Origin of the sequence: Prosthecomicrobium pneumaticum, from assembly GCF_014199915.1 — a bacterium.
GTDB lineage: Bacteria > Pseudomonadota > Alphaproteobacteria > Rhizobiales > Kaistiaceae > Prosthecomicrobium > Prosthecomicrobium pneumaticum.
Genome location: NZ_JACHOO010000007.1, coordinates 17,197 through 37,490, shown reverse-complemented (window position 1 = coordinate 37,490; position 20,294 = coordinate 17,197). Strand labels below are relative to the sequence as shown.

The window sequence follows — 20,294 nt, the reverse complement described above, 5'->3', positions numbered from 1 at the left end:
TCGATCGAGTCCCGATCCGGACCGCCGCCCATTGTGCAGTGCACAAATTCATCCTTGACGCCGATGCTGCAATGCATAAATTAAGGGCGTGGAACCGAAGGCACATGCGCCGTTCGGGATCGGTATGAAGGGAGGCGCGTCATGGCGGCCGGCTTCGATGACATGCAGAAGGTTGGCAAGGACAGCATGGACAACGCGATGAAGAGCCTCTCGGCCTTCTCGAAGGGCATGCAGGCGATCGCCGTCGAGGCGGCCGACTACTCGAAGAAGAGCTTCGAGACCGGCACCGCGGCGCTCGAGAAGCTGCTGGCGGCGAAGAGCATCGACAAGGTCGTCGAGCTGCAGAGCGACTATGTGCGCTCCTCCTATGAGGGCTATGTCGCCGAGATGACGAAGATGGGCGAGATGTTCACCGAGCTGACGAAGAGCGCCTACAAGCCCTATGAGGCGCTGTTCGGCAAGGTTCCGGCGGCGAAGTAACCGCGCCGCCTCATCCCGACGCGACGGACGGAGCCCGGTCGAAAGGCCGGGCTTTTTGCATGCGCGCCGGGCCGCCGGGATGGCGGCGCGGGTGCGGGACGACGGGACGGCGTGCAGGGCGCGCAAGGGGCCTCTCCGGACGTAGGGCCGCAGGACAGCATTGAGAGCTTGCGCGAGGGCTGCCGGTGCGCGGGCGAGACCGCCCGGCGTCCCGATTATGGACCCCGGCACGGAGGCCGGGGTGACGGGTGTTTTGGGTGGCGATGGCGCTCTCGGGCTCAAGCGGTCCGGCGGCCCCTCTCCCTGTGCGCTCCCCGCCAGGCCTTCGAACAGCCCCCGCCACCCGTCATGCCGGCCTCCGTGCCGGCATCCATAATCGTGACGTGCGGCGTATTCGGCGGGCGTTTTCCCCCCGTCATTCCCGCGGGAATCCATGCAACGGCGGACGGCTCGGCGTGATGGATCCTCGCCTTCGCGAGGATGACGGGTGTGCGGGATGGCGGCGCCGCGCGTATTCGCCCGGCGTCCCGATTATGGACCCCGGCACGGAGGCCGGGGTGACGGGTGCTCTGGTGGCGACGGTGCTCTCGGGAGCCGACCGGCCGGCCGCTCCGCACACTACCCGCGTAATGTCTTCGATCACCCCCGCCACCCGTCGTGCCGGCCTCCGGGCCGGCATCCATAATCGTGCCCGTCGAAAGAGGGGCGGGACGGTGCCTCATGGCGGCGTTCCCGCGCGGTCGGCTCTGGCCCTTGGTCGACGGCCAAGGTAGCGTCTGCGACATGAAGCAACCCAGCGTCTACATGATGGCGAGCGGCAAACACGGAACGCTTTATGTCGGCGTGACGAGCGATCTGCCGCGGCGCTGCTGGCAGCACCGGGAAGGAACGGCCGAGGGCTTCACCAAGCGCTACGGTGTCCACCGGCTGGTCTGGTACGAGATGCACGCCACGATGGAGGCCGCCATCGCGCGCGAGAAGCAGTTGAAGAACTGGAAGCGCGAATGGAAGGCGAATGTGATCGAGCAGGAAAACCCCGACTGGCAGGACCTTTCGGCGAGCCTCGTCGCGCTCTGAGCGGGCGCCGCGCGTGTTCGCCCGGCGTCACGATTATGGACCCCGGCACGGAGGCCGGGGTGACGGGTGCTTTGGTGGTGACGGTGCTCTCGGGAGCCGACCGGCCGGCCGCTCCGCGCACCGCGGTGCGAGGCCTTCGAACAGCCCCCACCACCCGTCATGCCGGCCTCCGGGCCGGCATCCATAATCGTGACGTGCGGCGTATTCGGCGGGCGTTTTCCCCCCGTCATTCCCGTGGAGGCCGAATCCATGCAACGGCGGACGGCTCGGCGTGATGGATCCTCGCCTTCGCGAGGATGACGGGTGTGCGGGATGGCGGCGGCGCGCGTGTTCGCCCGGCGTCCCGATTATGGACCCCGGCACGGAGGCCGGGGTGACGGGTGCTCTGGTGGCGACGGTGCTCTCGGGCTCAGACCGTCCGGCCGGCCGCTCCGCGCGGTGCGAGGCCTTCGAGCAACCCCCGCCACCCGTCATGCCGGCCTCCGTGCCGGCATCCATAATCGTGACGTGCGGCGTTTTCGGCGGGCGTTTTCCCCCGTCATTCCCGCGGGAATCCATGCAACGGCGGACGGCTCGGCGTGATGGATCCTAGCCTTCGCGAGGATGACGGGTGTGCGGGATGGCGGCGCCGCGCGTATTCGCCCGGCGTCCCGATTATGGACCCCGGCACGGAGGCCGGGGTGACGGGTGCTTTGGTGGTGACGGTGCTCTCGGGCTCAGACGGTCCGGCCGGCCGCTCCGCGCACCGCGGTGCGAGGCCTTCGAACCGCCCCCGCCACCCGTCATGCCGGCCTCCGGGCCGGCATCCATAATCGTGACCTGCGGCGTATTCGGCGGGCGTTTTCCCCCCCGTCATTCCCGCGCAGGCGGGAATCCAGGCAACGGCGGACGGACCGACGTGATGGATCCTCGCCTTCGCGAGGATGACGGGTGCGCGGGGTGGCGGCGGCGCTCGGGCCGCCCGGCGTCCCGATTATGGACCCCGGCACGGAGGCCGGGGTGACGGGTGTTTTGGGTGGAGCAAGCGCTCTGCGTACACCGACGGTCTTGCGGCTCGCTTCCTCAGCTGCAGCCGCTCGTCGAGCCGCAGGTGTCGCATTTCAGGCAGGTGCCGTTGCGCACCATGGTGAAATTGCCGCATTCCGTGCAGCTCTCGCCCTCATAGCCCTTCATGCGGGCGATCGCCGCCTTCTCGGCCGTCGACTGCCGCGGGGCGGCGGACGGCGCGGACGCCTCCGGTTCGGCACGGCCGACCGAGGCCGGCGCGGGCTCCGGCGTCAGGTCGCGCTTGTAGGCGAGTGCGGCGCCGCCGGCGATCGCGGTCGGGCGGAGCGCCGTCACCGTCGAGGCGGTCGGCGCCGGGGCGGTCGCCGCGCCCTTCGATTCGCCGGCCCTGTCGATCAGGCGGAAGCGCTCCGTCTTGCCGCGCACGATGCCGTGGCTCACCTCGGCCGGCTTCGCCTGGCTCTCGCCGCCGCCGATCGTCGTCGCGGCGATGTCGTCCGGATTGACATGGGCGAGGTCGTAGCGGGCGAGATAGGAAACGGCGAGCTCGCGGAAGATGTAGTCGAGGATCGACGTCGCGTTCTTGATCGTCTCATTGCCCTGGACCATTCCGGCGGGCTCGAACCGGGTGAACACGAAGGCCTCGACATATTCCTCAAGCGGCACGCCATATTGCAGGCCGAGCGAGATGGCGATCGCGAAATTGTTCATCATCGCGCGGAAGGCGGCGCCTTCCTTGTGCATGTCGATGAAGATCTCGCCGAGCCGGCCGTCGCGATACTCGCCGGTGTGGAGATAGACCTTGTGGCCGCCGACGATCGCCTTCTGGGTGTAGCCCGTGCGGCGGTCCGGCATCTTCTCGCGCTTGCGGACCTCGCGCTCGATGATCTTCTCGACGATGCGCTCGGCGATCACCTCGGCGCGCTGCGCCGCGGGCTTCGCGACCAGTGCCTCGACCGCCTCCTCCGCCTCGTCCTCGTCATCGGCGAGGATCTGGGCGTTGAGCGGCTGGGACAGCTTCGAGCCGTCGCGATAGAGCGCGTTCGCCTTCAGCCCCAGCTTCCAGGACAGCATGTAGGCGTTCTTGGCGTCCTCGACGGTGGCGTCGTTCGGCATGTTGATGGTCTTCGAGATCGCGCCCGAAATGAAGGGCTGCGCCGCCGCCATCATGCGGATGTGGCTCTCGACCGACAGATAGCGCTTGCCGAGCTTGCCGCACGGATTGGCGCAGTCGAACACCGCATAGTGCTCGGTCTTCAGGAAGGGCGCGCCCTCGAGCGTCATCGCGCCGCAGACATGGATGTTGGCGGCCTCGATCTCCTTCTTCGAGAAGCCGAGCGCGGCGAGCATGTCGAAGGACGGATCGGCGAGCTCGGCCTCGGTGAAGCCGAGCGTCTCCCTGACGAAGGCCTCGCCGAGATTCCAGCGGTTGAAGACGAACTTGATGTCGAAGGCCGAGGCGAGCGAGCCCTCGAGCTTGTCGAGCACGGCCTCGGTAAAGCCCTTCGCCCTCAGCGTGCCGTGGTTGATGCCCGGCGCCTGGCGCAGCGACCCGTGGCCGACCGCATAGGCCTCGATCTCGGCGATCTGGTGCTCGGCATAGCCGAGCGCGCGCAGCGCCTCCGGCACGGCGCGGTTGATGATCTTGAAATAGCCGCCGCCGGCGAGCTTCTTGAACTTCACGAGCGCGAAATCAGGCTCGATGCCGGTGGTGTCGCAATCCATCACGAGGCCGATCGTGCCGGTCGGCGCGATCACGGTCGCCTGCGCGTTGCGATAGCCGTGCGCCTCGCCGAGCGAGACCGCGGCGTCCCACACCGCCCGCGCGCGCTGCGACAGCCGGCCGTCGGCGATCGAGGCATGGTCGAGCGGGACGGGGAGGGCGGTCAGCCCCTCATAGCCGGTCGCCTCGCCATGAGCGGCGCGGCGGTGGTTGCGCATGACGCGCAGCATGTGATCGGCATTCTTCGCATGGCCGGGGAAGGCGCCGAGCTCCTTCGCCATCTCGGCGGAGGTCGCATAGGCGGTGCCCGTCATGATCGCGGTGATGGCGCCGCAGATCGCGCGGCCCTCGGCGGAATCGTAAGGGATTCCGGCCGACATCAGCAGGCCGCCGATATTCGCATAGCCGAGGCCGAGAGTGCGGAACTCGTAGGAGAGCTCGGCGATCGCCTTCGAGGGGAACTGCGCCATCAGGACGGAGACCTCGAGCACCACCGTCCACAGCCGGCAGGCGTGCTCGAACTTCTCGGTGTCGAAGCGCTTCTCGGCGTCGCGGAACTGCAGGAGGTTGAGCGAGGCGAGATTGCAGGCCGTGTCGTCGAGGAACATGTATTCCGAGCACGGATTGGAGGCGTTGATCCGCCCCGAGGCCGGCGCCGTGTGCCACTCGTTCATCGTCGAATTGAAGTGCAGGCCCGGATCGGCCGACGCCCAGGCGGCATAGCCGATGCGCTCCCACAGGTCGCGCGCCTTGATCGTCTTCGCCACCTTGCCGTCGGTGCGGCGGACGAGCGCCCAGTCGCCGTCGAGCTCGACCGCCTTCAGGAAGTCGTTGGTGATCGAGACGGAATTGTTCGAGTTCTGGCCCGAGACGGTGAGATAGGCCTCGGAATCCCAGTCGGTGTCGAAGATCGGGAATTCGATCTCGGTGTAGCCCTGCTTCGCGAACTGGATCACCCGCAGGATGTAGTTCTGCGGCACCAGCGCCTTCTTGGCGGCGCGGATCTCGCGCTTCAGGGCCGGGTTCTTCGCCGGGTCGAAGCAATCGCCTTCCGGCCCGTCGCAATTGACGCAGGCCTTCATGATCGCCTTCAGGTGCTGCGCCACCGTCTTCGAGCCGGTGACGAGCGCCGCGACCTTCTGCTCCTCGCGGACCTTCCAGTCGACATAGGCCTCGATGTCGGGATGGTCGGCATTGACCACCACCATCTTGGCGGCGCGCCGCGTGGTGCCGCCCGACTTGATCGCGCCGGCGGCGCGGTCGCCGATCTTCAGGAAGCTCATCAGGCCGGACGACTTGCCGCCGCCCGACAGCCGCTCGCCCTCGCCGCGCAGCTTCGAGAAGTTGGAGCCGGTGCCGGAGCCGTATTTGAACAGGCGCGCCTCGCGGACCCACAGGTCCATGATGCCGCCCTCGTTGACGAGATCGTCCTCGACCGACTGGATGAAGCAGGCGTGCGGCTGCGGATGCTCGTAGGCCGTCTTCGACTTCACCAGCTTGCCGGTCTTGTAGTCGACGTAATAGTGGCCCTGGCTCGGCCCGTCTATGCCATAGGCCCAGTGCAGGCCGGTGTTGAACCATTGCGGCGAGTTCGGTGCCACCTTCTGGGTGGCGAGCATGTAGCGCAGCTCGTCACAGAAGGCGGCGGCGTCGGCCTCGCTGTCGAAATAGCCGCCCTTCCAGCCCCAATAGGTCCAGGTGCCGGCGAGCCGGTCGAACACCTGGCGGGAATCGGTCTCGCCGCCCTGGCGTTCGGCCTCGGGGAGTGCGGCGAGCGCCTTCTCGTCGGCGACCGAGCGCCACAGGAAGGACGGCACGTCGTGCTCCTCGACGCGCTTCAGGCGCTTCGGCACGCCGGCCTTGCGGAAATATTTCTGGGCGATGATGTCGGCCGCGACCTGGCTCCAGGAGGCGGGCACGGCGATGTCGTCGAGCTTGAAGACGACCGAGCCGTCGGGATTGCGGATCTCGCTCCGCGTCGTCCGGAATTCGATCCCGGCATAGGGGGACTGGCCCGCTTCCGTGTAACGCCGCTCGATCCGCATCGCTCAATGCCCTTTGCCTGTGCCGACCGACGCCTCACGGCGCGGCCGCCGGTGGAAGTGCCCCGGCCCCAGTTTCGACCAACGCTCCATGATGGGGGTTGATCCCACATCATTTAGTAGGGAGCGTTACTCATATCCCTAAATATAGGGTTACTGCGTTCGGTCTCCAGTGCGGCACGCCGCCTCGACACGAACGAGGGTAGCCCGGCGGCCGATCGGGGCAAGACCCCCGCGCCGCATCCGCAACCCCCGCCTGTCTGTGGAAAATCCGGGACCGAACCGCCCGGGCCGCATTCCGACCGAACGTCCCGAAGCTAGTCCGAGTCCTTCGGGAGCGTCAAGAAGTTGGGGGTCGCGAACCGAACCCGACTAAATGATGTGGTCGGCCTGTGGAAAACGGGGGCTTCGCCGCGCTGTCGGCGCTACCGCAGCGAGATGAAGGACTTAACGGGGGGTGTCCGATCCGCCGGATCGTGAAGCGCTGATGAAGGACCCGAACCAAGCCCGCGACTTTCCTCGCTGTCCACAGGCAGGGCAACCCGTCTGCGCGGCCGGGGGCGCGCGACCGAGGGCGGCGCAGGCGCCGGCGGGGCGGGCAGGGCGGGCGAATCGGATGCCGGCCCGTCTCGCCGGAGGCGGTGCGCGTGTTCGCCCGGCGTCCCGATTATGGACCCCGGCACGGAGGCCGGGGTGACGGGTGTTCCGGGGGGGACGGTGCCCTGCGTCCTTGAGGGGGCCTGCCGCTCCGGCCGCTCTTCCGCTCCTCGCCCCTCCCGCCTTGCGAACAACCCCCTCGACCCGTCATGCCGGCCTCCGTGCCGGCATCCATAATCGTGACGTGTGGGGCTCTCGGTGGAGGCTGCCCAACCGTCATCCCGGCGAAAGTCGTGCGATCGTCGCGGCACTCGGGACCCGGCCCGAGTTCGACGTGATTGGTCCCGGGTCTCGGCTGCGCCTCGCCCGGGATGACGGCCGTGCGCGGGATGGCGGTGGGGCGCGTGTTCGCCCGACGTCCCGATTATGGACCCCGGCACGGAGGCCGGGGTGACGGGGGTTCTGGGGGTGACGGTGCCCTGCGTCCTCGAAGGGGCCTGCCGCTCCGGCCGCTCTTCCGCTCCTCGCCCCTCCCGCCTTGCGAACAGCACCCTCCACCCGTCATGCCGGCCTCCGTGCCGGCATCCATAATCGTGAGGATGGGTGTTCTGGACGAACCCCTCCATCCGTCATCCCGGCGAAAGCCGTGCGATCGTACCGCCACTCGGGACCCGGCCCGAGTTCGGCGTGATGGGTCCCGGGTCTCGGCTGCGCCTCGCCCGGGATGACGGGTGCGCGGGATGGCGGCGGGGCGCGTGTTCGCCCGGCGGCACGATTATGGACCCCGGCACGGAGGCCGGGGTGACGGGGGTTCTGGGGGTGACGGTGCCCTGCGTCCTTGAAGGGGCCTTGCCGCTCCGGGCGTTCTCCCGCTCCTCGCCCCTCCGGCTTTGCGAACAGCCCCCACCACCCGTCATGCCGGCCTCCGGGCCGGCATCCATAATCGTGACGTGCGGGGCTCTCGGTGGACGCTGCCCATCCGTCATCCCGGCGAAAGCCGTGCGATCGGCGCGCCACTCGGGACCCGGCCCGAGTTCGGCGTGATGGGTCCCGGGTCTCGGCTGCGCCTCGCCCGGGATGACGGGTGCGCGGGGGCGGCGGTGCGCGTGTTCGCCCGACGTCCCGATTATGGACCCCGGCACGGAGGCCGGGGTGACGGGGGGTCTGGGGGGTGACGGTGCCCTGCGTCCGTGAAGGGGCCTTGCCGCTCCGGCCGTTCTCCCGCTCCTCGCCCCCCGGCTTTGCGAACAGCCCCCACCACCCGTCATGCCGGCCTCCGTGCCGGCATCCATAATCGTGACGTGCGGGGCTCTCGGTGGACGCTGCCCATCCGTCATCCCGGCGAAAGCCGTGCGATCGTCGCGGCACTCGGGACCCGGCCCGAGTTCGGCGTGATGGGTCCCGGGTCTCGGCTGCGCCTCGCCCGGGATGACGGCCGTGCGAGGGGGCGGTGGGGCGCGTGTTCGCCCGGCGGCACGATCATGGACCCCGGCACGGAGGCCGGGGTGACGGGTGTTCTGTGAGGAGCGGGTCTTCGGAGAGGTCAAAAAACGACCCCGGCACGAGGCCGGGGCGAGGGGTCGAACGGGGAGGGCGGGCGCCTAGGGCGTCCAGGCCTCGTAGTCGCCGGTCACCTTGGGACGATTGGCGGCGCCGACGATCGAGCCCTTCGGGCGGTAGGCGGCCGGGCTGCCGGTCGGGTTGGCCCGATGCGGCTGTTCCCACTCGCGCGGGGTGTAGCCGCTCGCCGTCGGCGGATTGGCGGCGCGGTGGTGCATCCAGGCGTGCCAGCCGGGCGGAATGCTCGTCGACTCGGCATAGCCCTTGTAGATGACCCAGCGCCGCTCCGGAAAACCGCCCGCGGTCCGGGCAGGGTCCGGGGAGCGGTAATAGACATTGCCGAACTGGTCCTCGCCGACCCGCTCGCCCTTCCGCCAGGTGAAGAAGCGCGTGCCCATGGTCTGGCCGTTCCACCAGGTGAAGAGCTCGATCAACCAACGGGGCATGGCGGCCTCCTCGGGCGGGCCGGACGGTTCCGGCTGTTGCTGGGTGTTATCGCGTCCGATCGGCGCGGCGTAAAGCGGCGACGTGACCGTCACGTCGCCGCACCGAGGCCCGTTCAGAAGAACGTGCGCCGCTGCCACCAGCCGCTGCGCTTCGGCCGGTCGGGATCCTCGGGCTCTTCGGCCGGCACGACGACGGTGCGCGTCGTGTCCGGCGCGACATCGGCCGCGGCGTCCACGGCTTCGGCAGCGCCATTCGACCCGGCGTCCGGCTCGACCTCGGCCGAGGCCTCGCCATCGGCGAGATCGTCGTCCTGCGGCATGTCGAGCGGGCGATCCTCCGGCACCGCATCGACGAGCGGCGGCGCCGCCTCCGCGACGTCGGCGACCGGAAGATCCACGCCGAGCGGGATCTCGTCGCCGGCCTCCTCGTCGACGACGGTCGACACCGCCGCCGGGGGGGCATCGGCCGCGGCCTCCTCCTCGCTCATCGGCGCGGCGACGACCGCCTCCGTCTCGCCCTCGCCACGGCGGCCACGACGTCCACCGCGCCGGCCGCGCCGGCGGCGGCGCCGGTCTTCGGCATCCTCATCACCATCGACGTCGTCCGCCGATCCGGCCTCGGCCTCGGCCGGACCCGCCTCGGTGACCGCGGCGACCGGCTCGGCCACAGGGGCGTCGCCCGCCGCGGCATCGCCCGCCTCGCTTTCAGTGGCCGCGGCTTCGGGCGCCCCGGCGGCCTCGACCCGCGCCTCCGCCGATTCGGAGCCGGCTTCCTCGCCGTCCTCCTCGTCATCGGCCTCGTCGCCCGCCTCGCCGGCTTCGGACCCCGAGCCCGCGGCGAGCGCATCGCCATTGCCGCGCCGCCGACGCCGCCGCCGACGCCGACGCCGGCCGTTCTCGCCGCGCTCGCCGCCCTCGGGCGCGGCGCTCCGATCGTCCTTCTCCTCGTCTTCCTCGACCTCCTCGGCGACCTCCGGCTCGACGGCCTCCACCGGCTCGGCGGGCTCGTCGACCGGCTCGATCGTGTCGACCCGCACGCTCGGCGGCGGCAGGGCGCGCGGCACCACCGGCTCGCCACGCTCGAGCACATAATGCGCGGCGGCGGTCACGGTCTCGTCGGCGAGCACCGCGATCGAGATGCCGAAGCGCTCCTCGAGCTCGAGCAGATGGCTGCGCTTCTGGTTGAGGATGTAGAGGGCGACATTGGTGCGGGTGCGGATCGCCAGATTGTGCGTCGCGCCCTTCATCAGCTGGTCCTCGATCGAGCGCAGCACGTGCAGCGCCACCGAAGCCGGGGTGCGGACATGGCCGGTGCCCTGGCAGTGCGGGCAGACCTCCATCGAGCTTTCGACGACGCCGGTGCGGATGCGCTGGCGCGACATCTCCATCAGGCCGAAATGCGAGATCCGGCCGACCTGGATGCGGGCGCGATCGTTTTTCAGCGCCGTCTTCAGGCGGTTCTCGACCGACCGGTTGTTGCGCTTCTCCTCCATGTCGATGAAGTCGATGACGATCAGGCCGGCGAGATCGCGCAGGCGCAACTGCCGCGCCACCTCGTCCGCCGCCTCGAGATTGGTGGCGAGGGCGGTGTCCTCGATATTGTGCTCGCGCGTCGAGCGGCCCGAATTGACGTCGATCGAAACGAGCGCCTCGGTCGGGTTGATGACGATGTAGCCGCCGGACTTCAGCGTCACCTGCGGCGAGAACATCGCGTCGAGCTGCGATTCGACGCCGAACCGCGCGAAGAGCGGCTGGCTGTCCCGGTAGGGCTGGACGTTCTTGGCATGGCTCGGCATGAGCATGCGCATGAAGTCCTTCGCCTCGCGGTAGCCGTCCTCGCCGGCGACGAGGATCTCCTCGATGTCCTTGTTGTAGAGGTCGCGGATCGAGCGCTTGACGAGCGACCCCTCCTCATAGACGAGCGTCGGCGCGGTCGACTTCAAGGTCAGCTCGCGGACGTTCTCCCAAAGGCGCAGCAGATACTCGAAGTCGCGCTTCACCTCGGCCTTGGTGCGCGAGGCACCGGCGGTGCGCAGGATGACGCCCATGCCTTCCGGCACCTCGAGCTCGGCCGCGACCTCCTTCAGCCGCTTGCGGTCGACCGCATTGGTGATCTTGCGCGAGATGCCGCCGCCCCGCGCCGTATTCGGCATCAGCACGGAATAGCGGCCGGCGAGCGACAGATAGGTGGTGAGCGCCGCGCCCTTGTTGCCGCGCTCTTCCTTGACGACCTGGACGAGCAGGATCTGGCGGCGCTTGATGACTTCCTGAATCTTGTACTGGCGGGCGCGCGGACGGCGGCGCTCCGGCAGTTCCTCGAGCGCATCCTCGGCGCCGACCGATTCGACGACTTCCTCGGCCGCCTCGTTCACCTCCTCGACGCCGCCGCCTTCGCCGTCGTCGTCGGAACGCCGGCGGCGCGGCGGGTTCGGGCGGGCCGGGGCCTCGTCCTCGGCGGTCGCCGTGACGGTCTCGCCATTCGCTTCGCCGTCGTTCGTTTCGGTGCCGTCGCTGCCGCTCTCCTCGTCGCCGGCGGTCTCGCCCGCCTCGGCGGCACCATCCGTCTCGCCTTCCGCGGCCGTCTCGCCCTCGGCGCCGGCTTCCGCGGCGGGATCGCCGTCGCCCTCGGCGCCGGAGGCGTCGCCCGACACCGCGTCATCCTTCGCCTCGGCGGCCTTCGCCCCGCCGCGGCGGCGGCGCGACTTCTCGGCCCGGCGCTCGCTCTCTTCGGCCTCGGCCGCCTCGCGCTCCTCGGCCTCGATCAGGGCCTGCCGGTCGGCGACGGGGATCTGGTAATAGTCGGGATGGATTTCGGAGAAGGCGAGGAAGCCGTGCCGGTTGCCGCCGTATTCGATGAAGGCGGCCTGCAGCGAGGGTTCGACCCGGGTTACCTTGGCGAGATAGATATTGCCGCGCAGCGGGCGGCGCGAAGCGGATTCGAAGTCGAAATCCTCGACCCGGCTGCCGCGCACGACGACGACGCGGGTCTCCTCCGGATGGGAGGCGTCGATGAGCATCTTGTTGGCCATATCGGCATGTCTCCTGGGCGCGGCCGCGCCGCTCCCCGGCCGGCGCGCGGCGCCTCGGCAGGGTGCGGCGCCGTCGCGCCGAATAGCGATGGGTGGTGGATGGTGGGGGAGCGCCCGGCCGACACCGCGAGACGCGCCGCACCGGCGATCGCCGGGCAGCGCTGTCCCTGGGGGAGCGGAATGGACCGGATCATAAGGCTGCGCTCGTGGCCTCGTCTGAACGCTTCGGAACGGACGGCAGGCCGTCCGCGAGAGATGTGGTCCGGGACGCGCGCTCGCATGCGGCGCGCCGCCCGTCGGATCGTCTCGTCCTCGCGAGGCGGAAGAGGCTCGAAAGATCTGCGAGCACGCCGGGCGAGGAGGTCGACCCATCCTCTGACCGTGCCACCGGGGCTACCGCAGAACGCACGCGGAGCATGGCGAAGGCGCCTGTGCTCCTGACGCTCCACCGCTTTTGCCGGCGCTGCTCGCGCAGCGAGCCGGGCGGAGGATGAAATCCGTGGCTTCCCTTTTATGGAAGCGCGCGATTCTTGGCAAGGATTCTCGGAACGGCCGCGGCACGGCCTCGGCATGGCCTCAGTCGACCCGACGATCGTGCCGGACGGCGATCGGCTGCGACGGACCGTCCGGCAAGGAGGGATTAACCAATCCCGCCTATTCGTTTAAGACAGGGCCGCGACGGGGGCGGGCGGGGGCACCAGAAGCGGAGCCGATGCGCGACGAGATCATGACCGCGGCCCGGCCGACGGGGGCGTCGCCCGGCCTTCTCCTGTTCGTTCTTCTGTTCGTGCTCGCCCTCGGCTGTGCGGGCCGGCCCGCGGCTGCGGCCGACCCGCTGACCGCCGCGGCGGCCGCGATCAGCGGCGATGCGTCCCGCACGCATTTCTCCGTCGACCTTTCCGAACAGACCTCGATCGCCGTGTTCCCGCTCGCCGATCCCTATCGGGTCGTCATCGACATGCCGGAGACGCGCTTCGCGCTCGGCACCGATGCGGGCAAGGCGGGCAGGGGACTGATCTCGGCCTATCGCTACGGCCTGATCTCGCCGGGCCGCTCGCGCATCGTGCTCGACGTCTCGGAGCCGGTCTCGGTCGACAAGGCCTATGTGGCGCCGGCCGAAGGCGACACGCCGGCGCGGCTCGTCGTCGATCTGGTGCCGATCGAGCGCGCGGCCTATCTCGAATCGGTCCGCCGCTGGCGCGAGCGGATCGGCGAGGCGGCGACCGCACCGGCGGCGCCCTCCGCGCCTTCCGTGCGGCCCGACGACGGTCGGCGGCGGGTGGTGATCGATCCCGGCCATGGCGGCATCGATTCGGGCGCCATCGGCACCGCCGGCACGCTCGAGAAGGATGTCGTGCTCGGCTTCGCGAAGCTCCTCAAGGAGAAGCTCGAGGCGAGCGGCCAGTACGAGGTGACGATGACGCGGCAGGACGACACCTTCCTGCGGCTCGGCGAGCGCGTCGAGTTCGCGCGCCGGCACCACGCCGACCTCTTTCTGTCGATCCATGCCGATTCCTTCCGCGGCACGGAGATCCGTGGCGCGACCGTTTACACCCTGTCGGAGAAGGCGTCCGACCAGATGGCCGCCTCGATCGCCGAATCGGAGAACAAGTCCGACGTGCTCGCCGGTCTCGAGATCGAGCCGACGCAGGACGACGTCGCCGACATCCTGATCGACCTCGCGCGGCGCGAGACGAAGAGCTTTTCCGTCGTCTTCGCCCGCAATCTCGTCGAGGAGCTCAAGCCCGACGTCAATCTCTTCAAGCGCCCCTACCAGCAGGCGGGTTTTGTTGTCCTGAAGGCGCCCGATGTGCCCTCGGCCCTCGTCGAGCTCGGCTATCTGTCGAACCCGGAGGACGAGAAGCTGCTCCTCTCGGAGGAGTGGCGGGAGAAGACGGCCTCGGCCATCGCCCGCTCCGTCGACCGCTATTTCACCACGCGGGTCGCGACCGGAATCGCGCCGTGAAGCCCGCCATCGGGGTTCGGCGGACCTGCGGCGCGGCAGCCGAAGCGGCCTTTGCGTCGTTGTGGCCTGCGGGACACGGGCGGCGGGTCGCGTCCGGCGAGGGGCGGCCGCGCCCAAGTTTCTCCACAAAGCAACCGGAAGAACGCGGGTGTCGGGTCCAGTCGAGCCGCCATGCCATCGCATCCCGCGGGACGCAGACGGGCGAGCCGATCGCTCAACTGTCCGCCTTCGGCTGGGGACGAGGCGGCAGGTGGAGGTCCGGCCCTGTCGAGGGGCGTAACTGACGCCCCGGACCGACCCCGGGGAATGCAAGCGATATGGTTCTTCGATTCTTCGGTTACCTGTTCGGGATCGCCGCCGTGTTCTTTCTCGTCCTCGCCGCGGGCATCTCCTGGTACATCTCCGGCCTGACCGGCGGATTGCCCGACTATGAGGTGCTCGCCAAATACGAGCCGCCGGTGATGACGCGCATCCACGCGGCCGACGGCCAGCTCGTCGCCGAGTTCGCCCGCGAGCGCCGGCTCTACCTGCCGATCCAGGCGATCCCCGACCGGGTCAAGGCGGCCTTCATTTCCGCCGAAGACAAGAATTTCTACAGCCATTCGGGCCTCGACTATTACGGCCTCGCCCGCGCCTCGCTGCAGAACGTGCAGGCGCTCCTCGAGGGTGGCCGCATGATCGGCGCCTCGACGATCACCCAGCAGGTCGCCAAGAACTTCCTGCTGACCAACGAGCGGACGATCGACCGCAAGATCAAGGAAGCGATCCTGTCGCTCCGCATCGAGCAGGCCTATTCGAAGGACAAGATCCTCGAGCTCTACCTGAACGAGATCTTCCTCGGCCTCGGCGCCTATGGCGTCGCCGCCGCCTCGCTCACCTATTTCGACAAGTCGGTGCACGAGCTGACGCTGCAGGAGGCGGCCTATCTCGCCGCGCTGCCGAAGGGCCCGAACAACTACAATCCGTTCCGCTATCCCGACCGGGCGATCGAGCGGCGCAACTGGGTGATCGACCGGATGGTCGAGAACGGCTTCGCGACGCCGGACGAGGGCGCTGCGGCGAAGGCCTCGCCGCTCGGCGTCAAGCTGCGCTCGACGACGCCGCGGCTCTTCGCCGCCGATTATTACGTCGAGGAGGTCCGTCGCCAGCTGCTCGCCATGTATGGCGAGGAAAAGCTCTATGACGGCGGCCTTTCGGTGCGCACCTCGCTCGATCCGGCCTATCAGGTGATGGCGCGGCAGGCGCTGATGAACGGTCTCGTCGCGTTCGACCAGGAGCGCGGCTGGCGCGGCCCGGTGACGAAGGTCGAGACCGGCGACGACTGGGGGCCGGCGCTCGCCAAGGTCTCGGCGCTCTCCGACGTGCTCGAATGGCGGCTCGCCGTGGTGACCGGCAAGACCGAGGACGGCTTGCAGATCGGTCTGCAGCCCTCGCGCGACGGCAGCGGCGCGGTCGCCGCCGACCGCGAGACCGGCATCATCCCCTATGGCGAGATGAAGTGGGCGGCGAAGAAGGGCAAGGACGCCGGGCTCAATGTCGGCGACGTCGTCTATGTCGAGGCGGCCGACGGCAAGCCGGGCGCATGGCGTCTGCGTCAGGTGCCGGACATCGAGGGCGCCCTCGTCGCGATGGACCCGCATACCGGCCGCGTGCTGGCGCTGGTCGGCGGCTTCTCCTTCTCGGAGAGCCAGTTCAACCGCGCCACCCAGGCGATGCGGCAGCCCGGCTCCTCCTTCAAGCCCTTCGTCTACGCTGCGGCGCTCGACAACGGCTACACCCCGTCCTCGGTGGTGATGGACGCGCCGTTCGAATACGATCCCGGCTTCGGCCAGCCGATCTGGCGGCCGGAGAACTATTCGCAGAAATTCTATGGCCCCTCGACGCTGCGGACCGGCATCGAACTGTCGCGAAACGTCATGACCGTCCGGCTGGCGCAGGACATGGGCATGCCGCTCGTCGCGGAATATGCCCGGCGCTTCGGCATCTACGACAATCTCGGCCCCTATCTGCCGAACGCGCTCGGCGCGCAGGAGACGACGGTGCTGCGCCTCGTCTCGGCGTATTCGGTGTTCGCGAATGAGGGTCGCCAGGTCCGCCCGACGCTGATCGACCGCATCCAGGACCGGTTCGGCAAGACGATCTTCAAGCACGAGGAGCGGATCTGCGAGGCGTGCAACGCGGATCGCTGGGAGAACCAGGACGAGCCGGAGATCGCCGATCATCGCGAGCAGGTGCTCGACCCGATGACGGCATACCAGATCACCTCGATGCTCGAAGGCGTCGTCCAGCGCGGCACGGGCACGGCGGTCAAGGCCGTCGGCAAGCCGATCGCCGGCAAGACCGGCACCTCGAACGACGAGAAGGACGCCTGGTTCGTCGGCTATTCGCCGGATCTCGTCGTCGGCGTCTTCATCGGCTACGACCAGCCGAAGCCGATGGGGCGCGGCATGACGGGCGGCGAGGTCTCGGCGCCGATCTTCACCGAGTTCATGAAGATGGCGCTCTCCGACAAGCCGCCGGTCGAGTTCCGCGTGCCGCCCGGCATCCAGCTGATCCCGATCGACCGCCGCACGGGCCTGCGCGCCGAGGCCGGCAAGGACGGCGTCATCCTCGAGGCCTTCAAGCCCGGCACCGGCCCGCCGGACAGCTATTCGATCATCGGCTACACCGACCAGAACGGCCAGCCGCTCACCGTCTCGCCCGAGGCCGACCGCGCGGTGATGTCGGGCACCGGCGGTCTCTACTGACCGCGTGTCCCTCTCCCGCTCGCGGGAGAGGGCTTCCGGCCTCGGCGTCGCAGGGAGCGTCAGCGACCGAGACGCGTAGGCCTTCATCGGCCAAGAGAAGACCCTCACCCCGGCCCTCTCCCGCTCCGCGGGAGAGGGGGGCTCGGCCGTTGCGCTCGTGCCTTCGAGCCCATTGCGGTCGCAGTGTCGCACCGCCGGCACCGCCTCCCTCTCCCGCTCGCGGGAGAGGGCTTCCGGCCTTGGCGTCGCAGGGAGCGCGAGCGACCGAGACGCGTAGGCCGGAAGGGTGAGGGTGGGCTCTTCTTCATCGGCCGAGAACCGACCAAGCGAAGACCCTCACCCCGGCCCTCTCCCGCGGCGCGGGAGAGGGGGCTCAGACGTTGCGCTCGTCCTTTCGACCATATAACCGGCCGCCGCGCCGTCGGCCCGATCCGGTTTACAGTGCCGCCCGTCCTCCCTATGGTGCGCGCCTTCGCGGCCCGGCCCGGCCGGCCCCCTTTTCCGGACAGCGAGCATGCGCACAGAGACCGAAAGCGTCGTCGACGAAATCAAGCAGGGCATCACCCTGCTGAGGAGGCATCTTTGACTGGGATCGTGCCCTCCGCCGTCTCGACGAACTGAACGCCCTTTCCGAAACGCCGACCCTCTGGGACGATCCGCAGCGTGCCCAGAAGCTGATGCGCGAGCGCCAGACGCTCGACGAGAGCATCGCCGCGGTGCGCGCGAGCGAGCGCGAACTCGCCGACAACATCGAACTGATCGAGATGGGTGAAGCCGAGGGCGACGACGGCATCGTCGCCGACGCCGAAGCCGCGCTGCGCGTGCTCGCCGAGGATGTCCGCAAGCGGCAGATCGCCTCGATGCTGTCCGGCGAGGCGGACGACAACGACACCTATGTCGAAGTGCATGCCGGCGCCGGCGGCACAGAGAGCCAGGACTGGGCGAACATGCTGCTGCGCATGTACACCCGCTGGGCCGAGAAGAGCGGCCGCAAGGTCGAGCTGCTCGAAGTGCACGACGGCGAAGAGGCGGGCATCAAGTCCGCCACCATGCTCGTCAAGGGCGAGAAGAGTTATGGCTGGCTGAAGACCGAATCGGGCGTCCACCGCCTCGTGCGGATCTCGCCCTATGACAGCCAGGCACGCCGGCACACGAGCTTTGCGAGCGTCTGGGTCTATCCGGTGGTCGACGAGTCGATCGACATCCAGATCAACGAGAGCGACTGCCGCATCGACACCTATCGCGCCCAGGGCGCCGGCGGCCAGCACATCAACACGACCGATTCGGCGGTGCGCATCACGCACAACCCGACCGGCATCGTCGTGCAGTGCCAGAGCGAGCGTTCGCAGCACAAGAACCGGGCGACCGCCTGGTCGATGCTGAAGGCGCGGCTCTACGAACTCGAGCTCGAGAAGCGGGAGGCGGCGGCGAACGCCCAGGCCGCGTCGAAGACCGACATCGGCTGGGGCCACCAGATCCGCTCCTATGTGCTGCAGCCCTATCAGCTGGTGAAGGACCTGCGCACCGGTGTCGAATCGACGAGCCCGCAGGATGTGCTGAACGGCGAGCTCGACCCCTATATGGAAGCGGCGCTGGCGCAGCGGCTCGGCGGCGGGCCGAAGGGCGATATCGCCGACATCGACTGATCCGACCGAAGGACGGCGGCCGCCCACCGGCGGCCGTCGGCTCGGTGCGCCTCAGAGCAGGCCGGCGACCTTCTGCGCGGCATCGAGATAGCGCACCGGGTCGACCGCCTCGCCGCCGACGCGCACTTCATAATGGAGGTGGGGGCCGGTCGAGCGGCCGGTGGAGCCCACCGCGCCGACGGCGGCACCGGCTTCGACACGGTCTCCGACCGAGACGGAGATGCTGCTCATATGGCCGTAGCGGGTGCTGATGCCGCGGCCGTGGTCGATCTCGACCATGCGGCCATAGCCGCCTTCCCACTCCGCCTTCACCACTTTGCCGGCCGCGACCGCCCGAACGGGCGTGCCCGACGGAGCACGGAAATCGACCCCGGCATGGAAGGCCGGGCGGCCGAGGAACGGGTCGAGCCGGGCGCCGAAGCGACTCGTCATCTCGGCATTACCGAGCGGACGGCGGAGCGGCAGGGCGAGCGCCAGCCGGCGCAGCGCCGCGAAACGCTCCAACTGGTCGGAGAGGATGTCGACACTCTCATGAAAGGGCAGGGCGTTCTCGTCGAGCGGCACGAACGGGCCGCCGACGCCTTCTTCGCGCGGCAGTTTGACGCCGAGGCCGGACAGCGCGCTGGCGATGCGGGTGGCACGGCCGGCGACGCGCTTGGTGAGCGCCTCGACGAGGGCGAGCTGCTCGCCCTCCATCCGGTCGAGATCGCCGTCGAGCGCCTCGAGCCGGGCGGCCATCGCGCCCTCGGCATCGTCGCCCGCCGCGCTCGCGGTGCGGATGCGGAGCGCCTCGGCGTCGAGCGTCTTGCTCATTCGGTCGCCCTTCGCGACAGGGCGCGGCGTCGGGGTGGGCGGAATCTCGATGCCGGCCTTCTTCGCCGCGCCGGTGAGCGAGGAGAGCAGCCGCTGGCGCTCGCCGAGCGCGTCCTGCCGGCCGAGCAGCCGGTCCATCTTCTCGTCGAGCGCCGCCTGGCTGGTCGCCGCCCGGTTCTTCGTATGGTCGATCTCGGTCTTCATCGCCGCGAGCTTGCGCTCATAGGCGGAGCGCAGCCGGCTTTCCTCCGTCACCCGCGTCGCCGCGAGATCGCCGTGGAAGACGAGATAGGAGGTGGCGCCGAGATAGAGGACGGCGATGGCGAGACCGGCGCCGGCGAGCGCGACGGGCACCCAGGAGCGGACGCTGAATCCACGAATCGCGCCGCCCTGGCCGAGGACGAGACGGTGCGGCGCGATCCGCCGGCCGGCGGAGGCCATGCCGGATCGGCGGTGTGCTCCGACCTTCGCAGCGGGTTCCCGGCGGTGCCTCGGCATGCTCGACCTGACCTCCAATCGCCATCGGCCGCCCCTCGCAACGGGGCGGCGCCCGGCCCGATCAGAGCGGGTCAAGGTTAACCGAGCGTTGACGGAACCGACTCAACCGCCGCGGACGGCCTCGAGCACCGCGTCGGCGTGGCCGGCGACCTTGACGTTCTCCCATACCCGGGCGATCCGACCCGCCTCGTCGATCAGGTAGGTGGTCCGCAGGACGCCCATGAACTTGCGTCCGTACATCGACTTTTCCGCCCAGACGCCATAGGCTTCCAGCATCGCTTTCTCCTCGTCGGAGGCGAGCGGGATGGTGAGATCGTGCTTGGCGCGGAACCTGGCGTGCGACTTGACCGGATCCGGGGAAACCCCGAGCACGGCCGCCCCGGCGGCGGCGAATTCGTCGTGCCGGCGCGAAAAGTCGATCGCCTCGAGCGTGCAGCCCTCCGTGTTGTCCTTCGGATAGAAATAGAGGACGAGCTTCCTGCCGCGAAAATCGGCGAGGCGGGTCGTGCCGCCGTCATCGGCAGGCAGTTCGAAGTCGGGGGCGGGGGTGCCGGGAGCGAGGACAGCCATGGCGCCTTCCTTTCGTCGTCTTTCTTTGGCTTCAAAGGGCGGATGCGTCGTATTTACGCTGATCATCCGCTACCGGATCGGGCATTCTCTCCAGG

10 protein-coding genes are annotated in these 20,294 nt (G+C 69.2%); 5 read left to right on the top strand and 5 right to left on the bottom strand.

The genetic code is table 11. The features are described 5' to 3' along the window. Positions 1-141: 141 nt before the first annotated feature. On the top strand, positions 142-480 hold the full coding sequence (locus tag GGQ63_RS16045) for a phasin family protein (RefSeq protein WP_183857628.1): 339 nt from the start codon (positions 142-144) through the stop codon (positions 478-480). 783 nt (positions 481-1,263) lie between these two features. Then, positions 1,264-1,557 carry a GIY-YIG nuclease family protein gene (locus tag GGQ63_RS16040; RefSeq protein WP_183857627.1) on the top strand — a complete coding sequence of 98 codons (294 nt, stop codon included), beginning with the start codon at positions 1,264-1,266 and terminating at the stop codon, positions 1,555-1,557. 1,062 nt (positions 1,558-2,619) lie between these two features. On the opposite strand, the gene GGQ63_RS16035 is transcribed toward GGQ63_RS16040, so the two are convergent. The 3 genes from GGQ63_RS16035 to GGQ63_RS16025 form a co-directional block, all read right to left on the bottom strand. Further along, on the bottom strand, positions 2,620-6,330 hold the full coding sequence (locus GGQ63_RS16035; protein WP_183857626.1) for a vitamin B12-dependent ribonucleotide reductase: 3,711 nt from the start codon (positions 6,328-6,330) through the stop codon (positions 2,620-2,622). A gap of 2,195 nt (positions 6,331-8,525) precedes the next feature. Next, entirely contained in the window at positions 8,526-8,930 is a 405-nt protein-coding gene (locus GGQ63_RS16030) for an NADH:ubiquinone oxidoreductase subunit NDUFA12 (RefSeq protein WP_183857625.1), read from the bottom strand. Between the two features lie 113 nt (positions 8,931-9,043). After that, positions 9,044-11,959 (bottom strand): ribonuclease E/G, encoded by a 2,916-nt coding sequence (locus GGQ63_RS16025; RefSeq protein WP_183857624.1) that lies wholly within the window; start codon positions 11,957-11,959, stop codon positions 9,044-9,046. A gap of 712 nt (positions 11,960-12,671) precedes the next feature. Between GGQ63_RS16025 and GGQ63_RS16020 the strand changes: the two genes are divergently transcribed. The 3 genes from GGQ63_RS16020 to prfB all read left to right on the top strand — a co-directional run bounded on the left by GGQ63_RS16020 (position 12,672) and on the right by prfB (position 18,318). Beyond that, positions 12,672-13,925: an N-acetylmuramoyl-L-alanine amidase gene (locus GGQ63_RS16020; protein ID WP_246429831.1), complete on the top strand. Its 1,254-nt coding sequence runs from the start codon at positions 12,672-12,674 to the stop codon at positions 13,923-13,925. Positions 13,926-14,242: 317 nt separating this feature from the next. Continuing rightward, positions 14,243-16,672, top strand: a complete 2,430-nt coding sequence (locus tag GGQ63_RS16015) for a penicillin-binding protein 1A (protein ID WP_183857623.1) — start codon at positions 14,243-14,245, stop codon at positions 16,670-16,672. Between the two features lie 514 nt (positions 16,673-17,186). Then, a protein-coding gene (gene prfB / locus GGQ63_RS16010; protein ID WP_183857622.1) for a peptide chain release factor 2 occupies positions 17,187-18,318 on the top strand; the annotation gives its coding sequence in 2 pieces (ribosomal slippage) (positions 17,187-17,255 and positions 17,257-18,318; 1,131 coding nt in all). A 51-nt stretch (positions 18,319-18,369) separates the two neighbouring features. On the opposite strand, the gene GGQ63_RS16005 is transcribed toward prfB, so the two are convergent. Beyond that, positions 18,370-19,572, bottom strand: a complete 1,203-nt coding sequence (locus GGQ63_RS16005) for a M23 family metallopeptidase (RefSeq protein ID WP_246429830.1) — start codon at positions 19,570-19,572, stop codon at positions 18,370-18,372. A 159-nt stretch (positions 19,573-19,731) separates the two neighbouring features. After that, a complete protein-coding gene (locus tag GGQ63_RS16000; protein WP_183857621.1) occupies positions 19,732-20,199 on the bottom strand; it encodes a peroxiredoxin in 468 nt (155 codons plus the stop codon). Between the last annotated feature and the right edge of the window lie 95 nt (positions 20,200-20,294).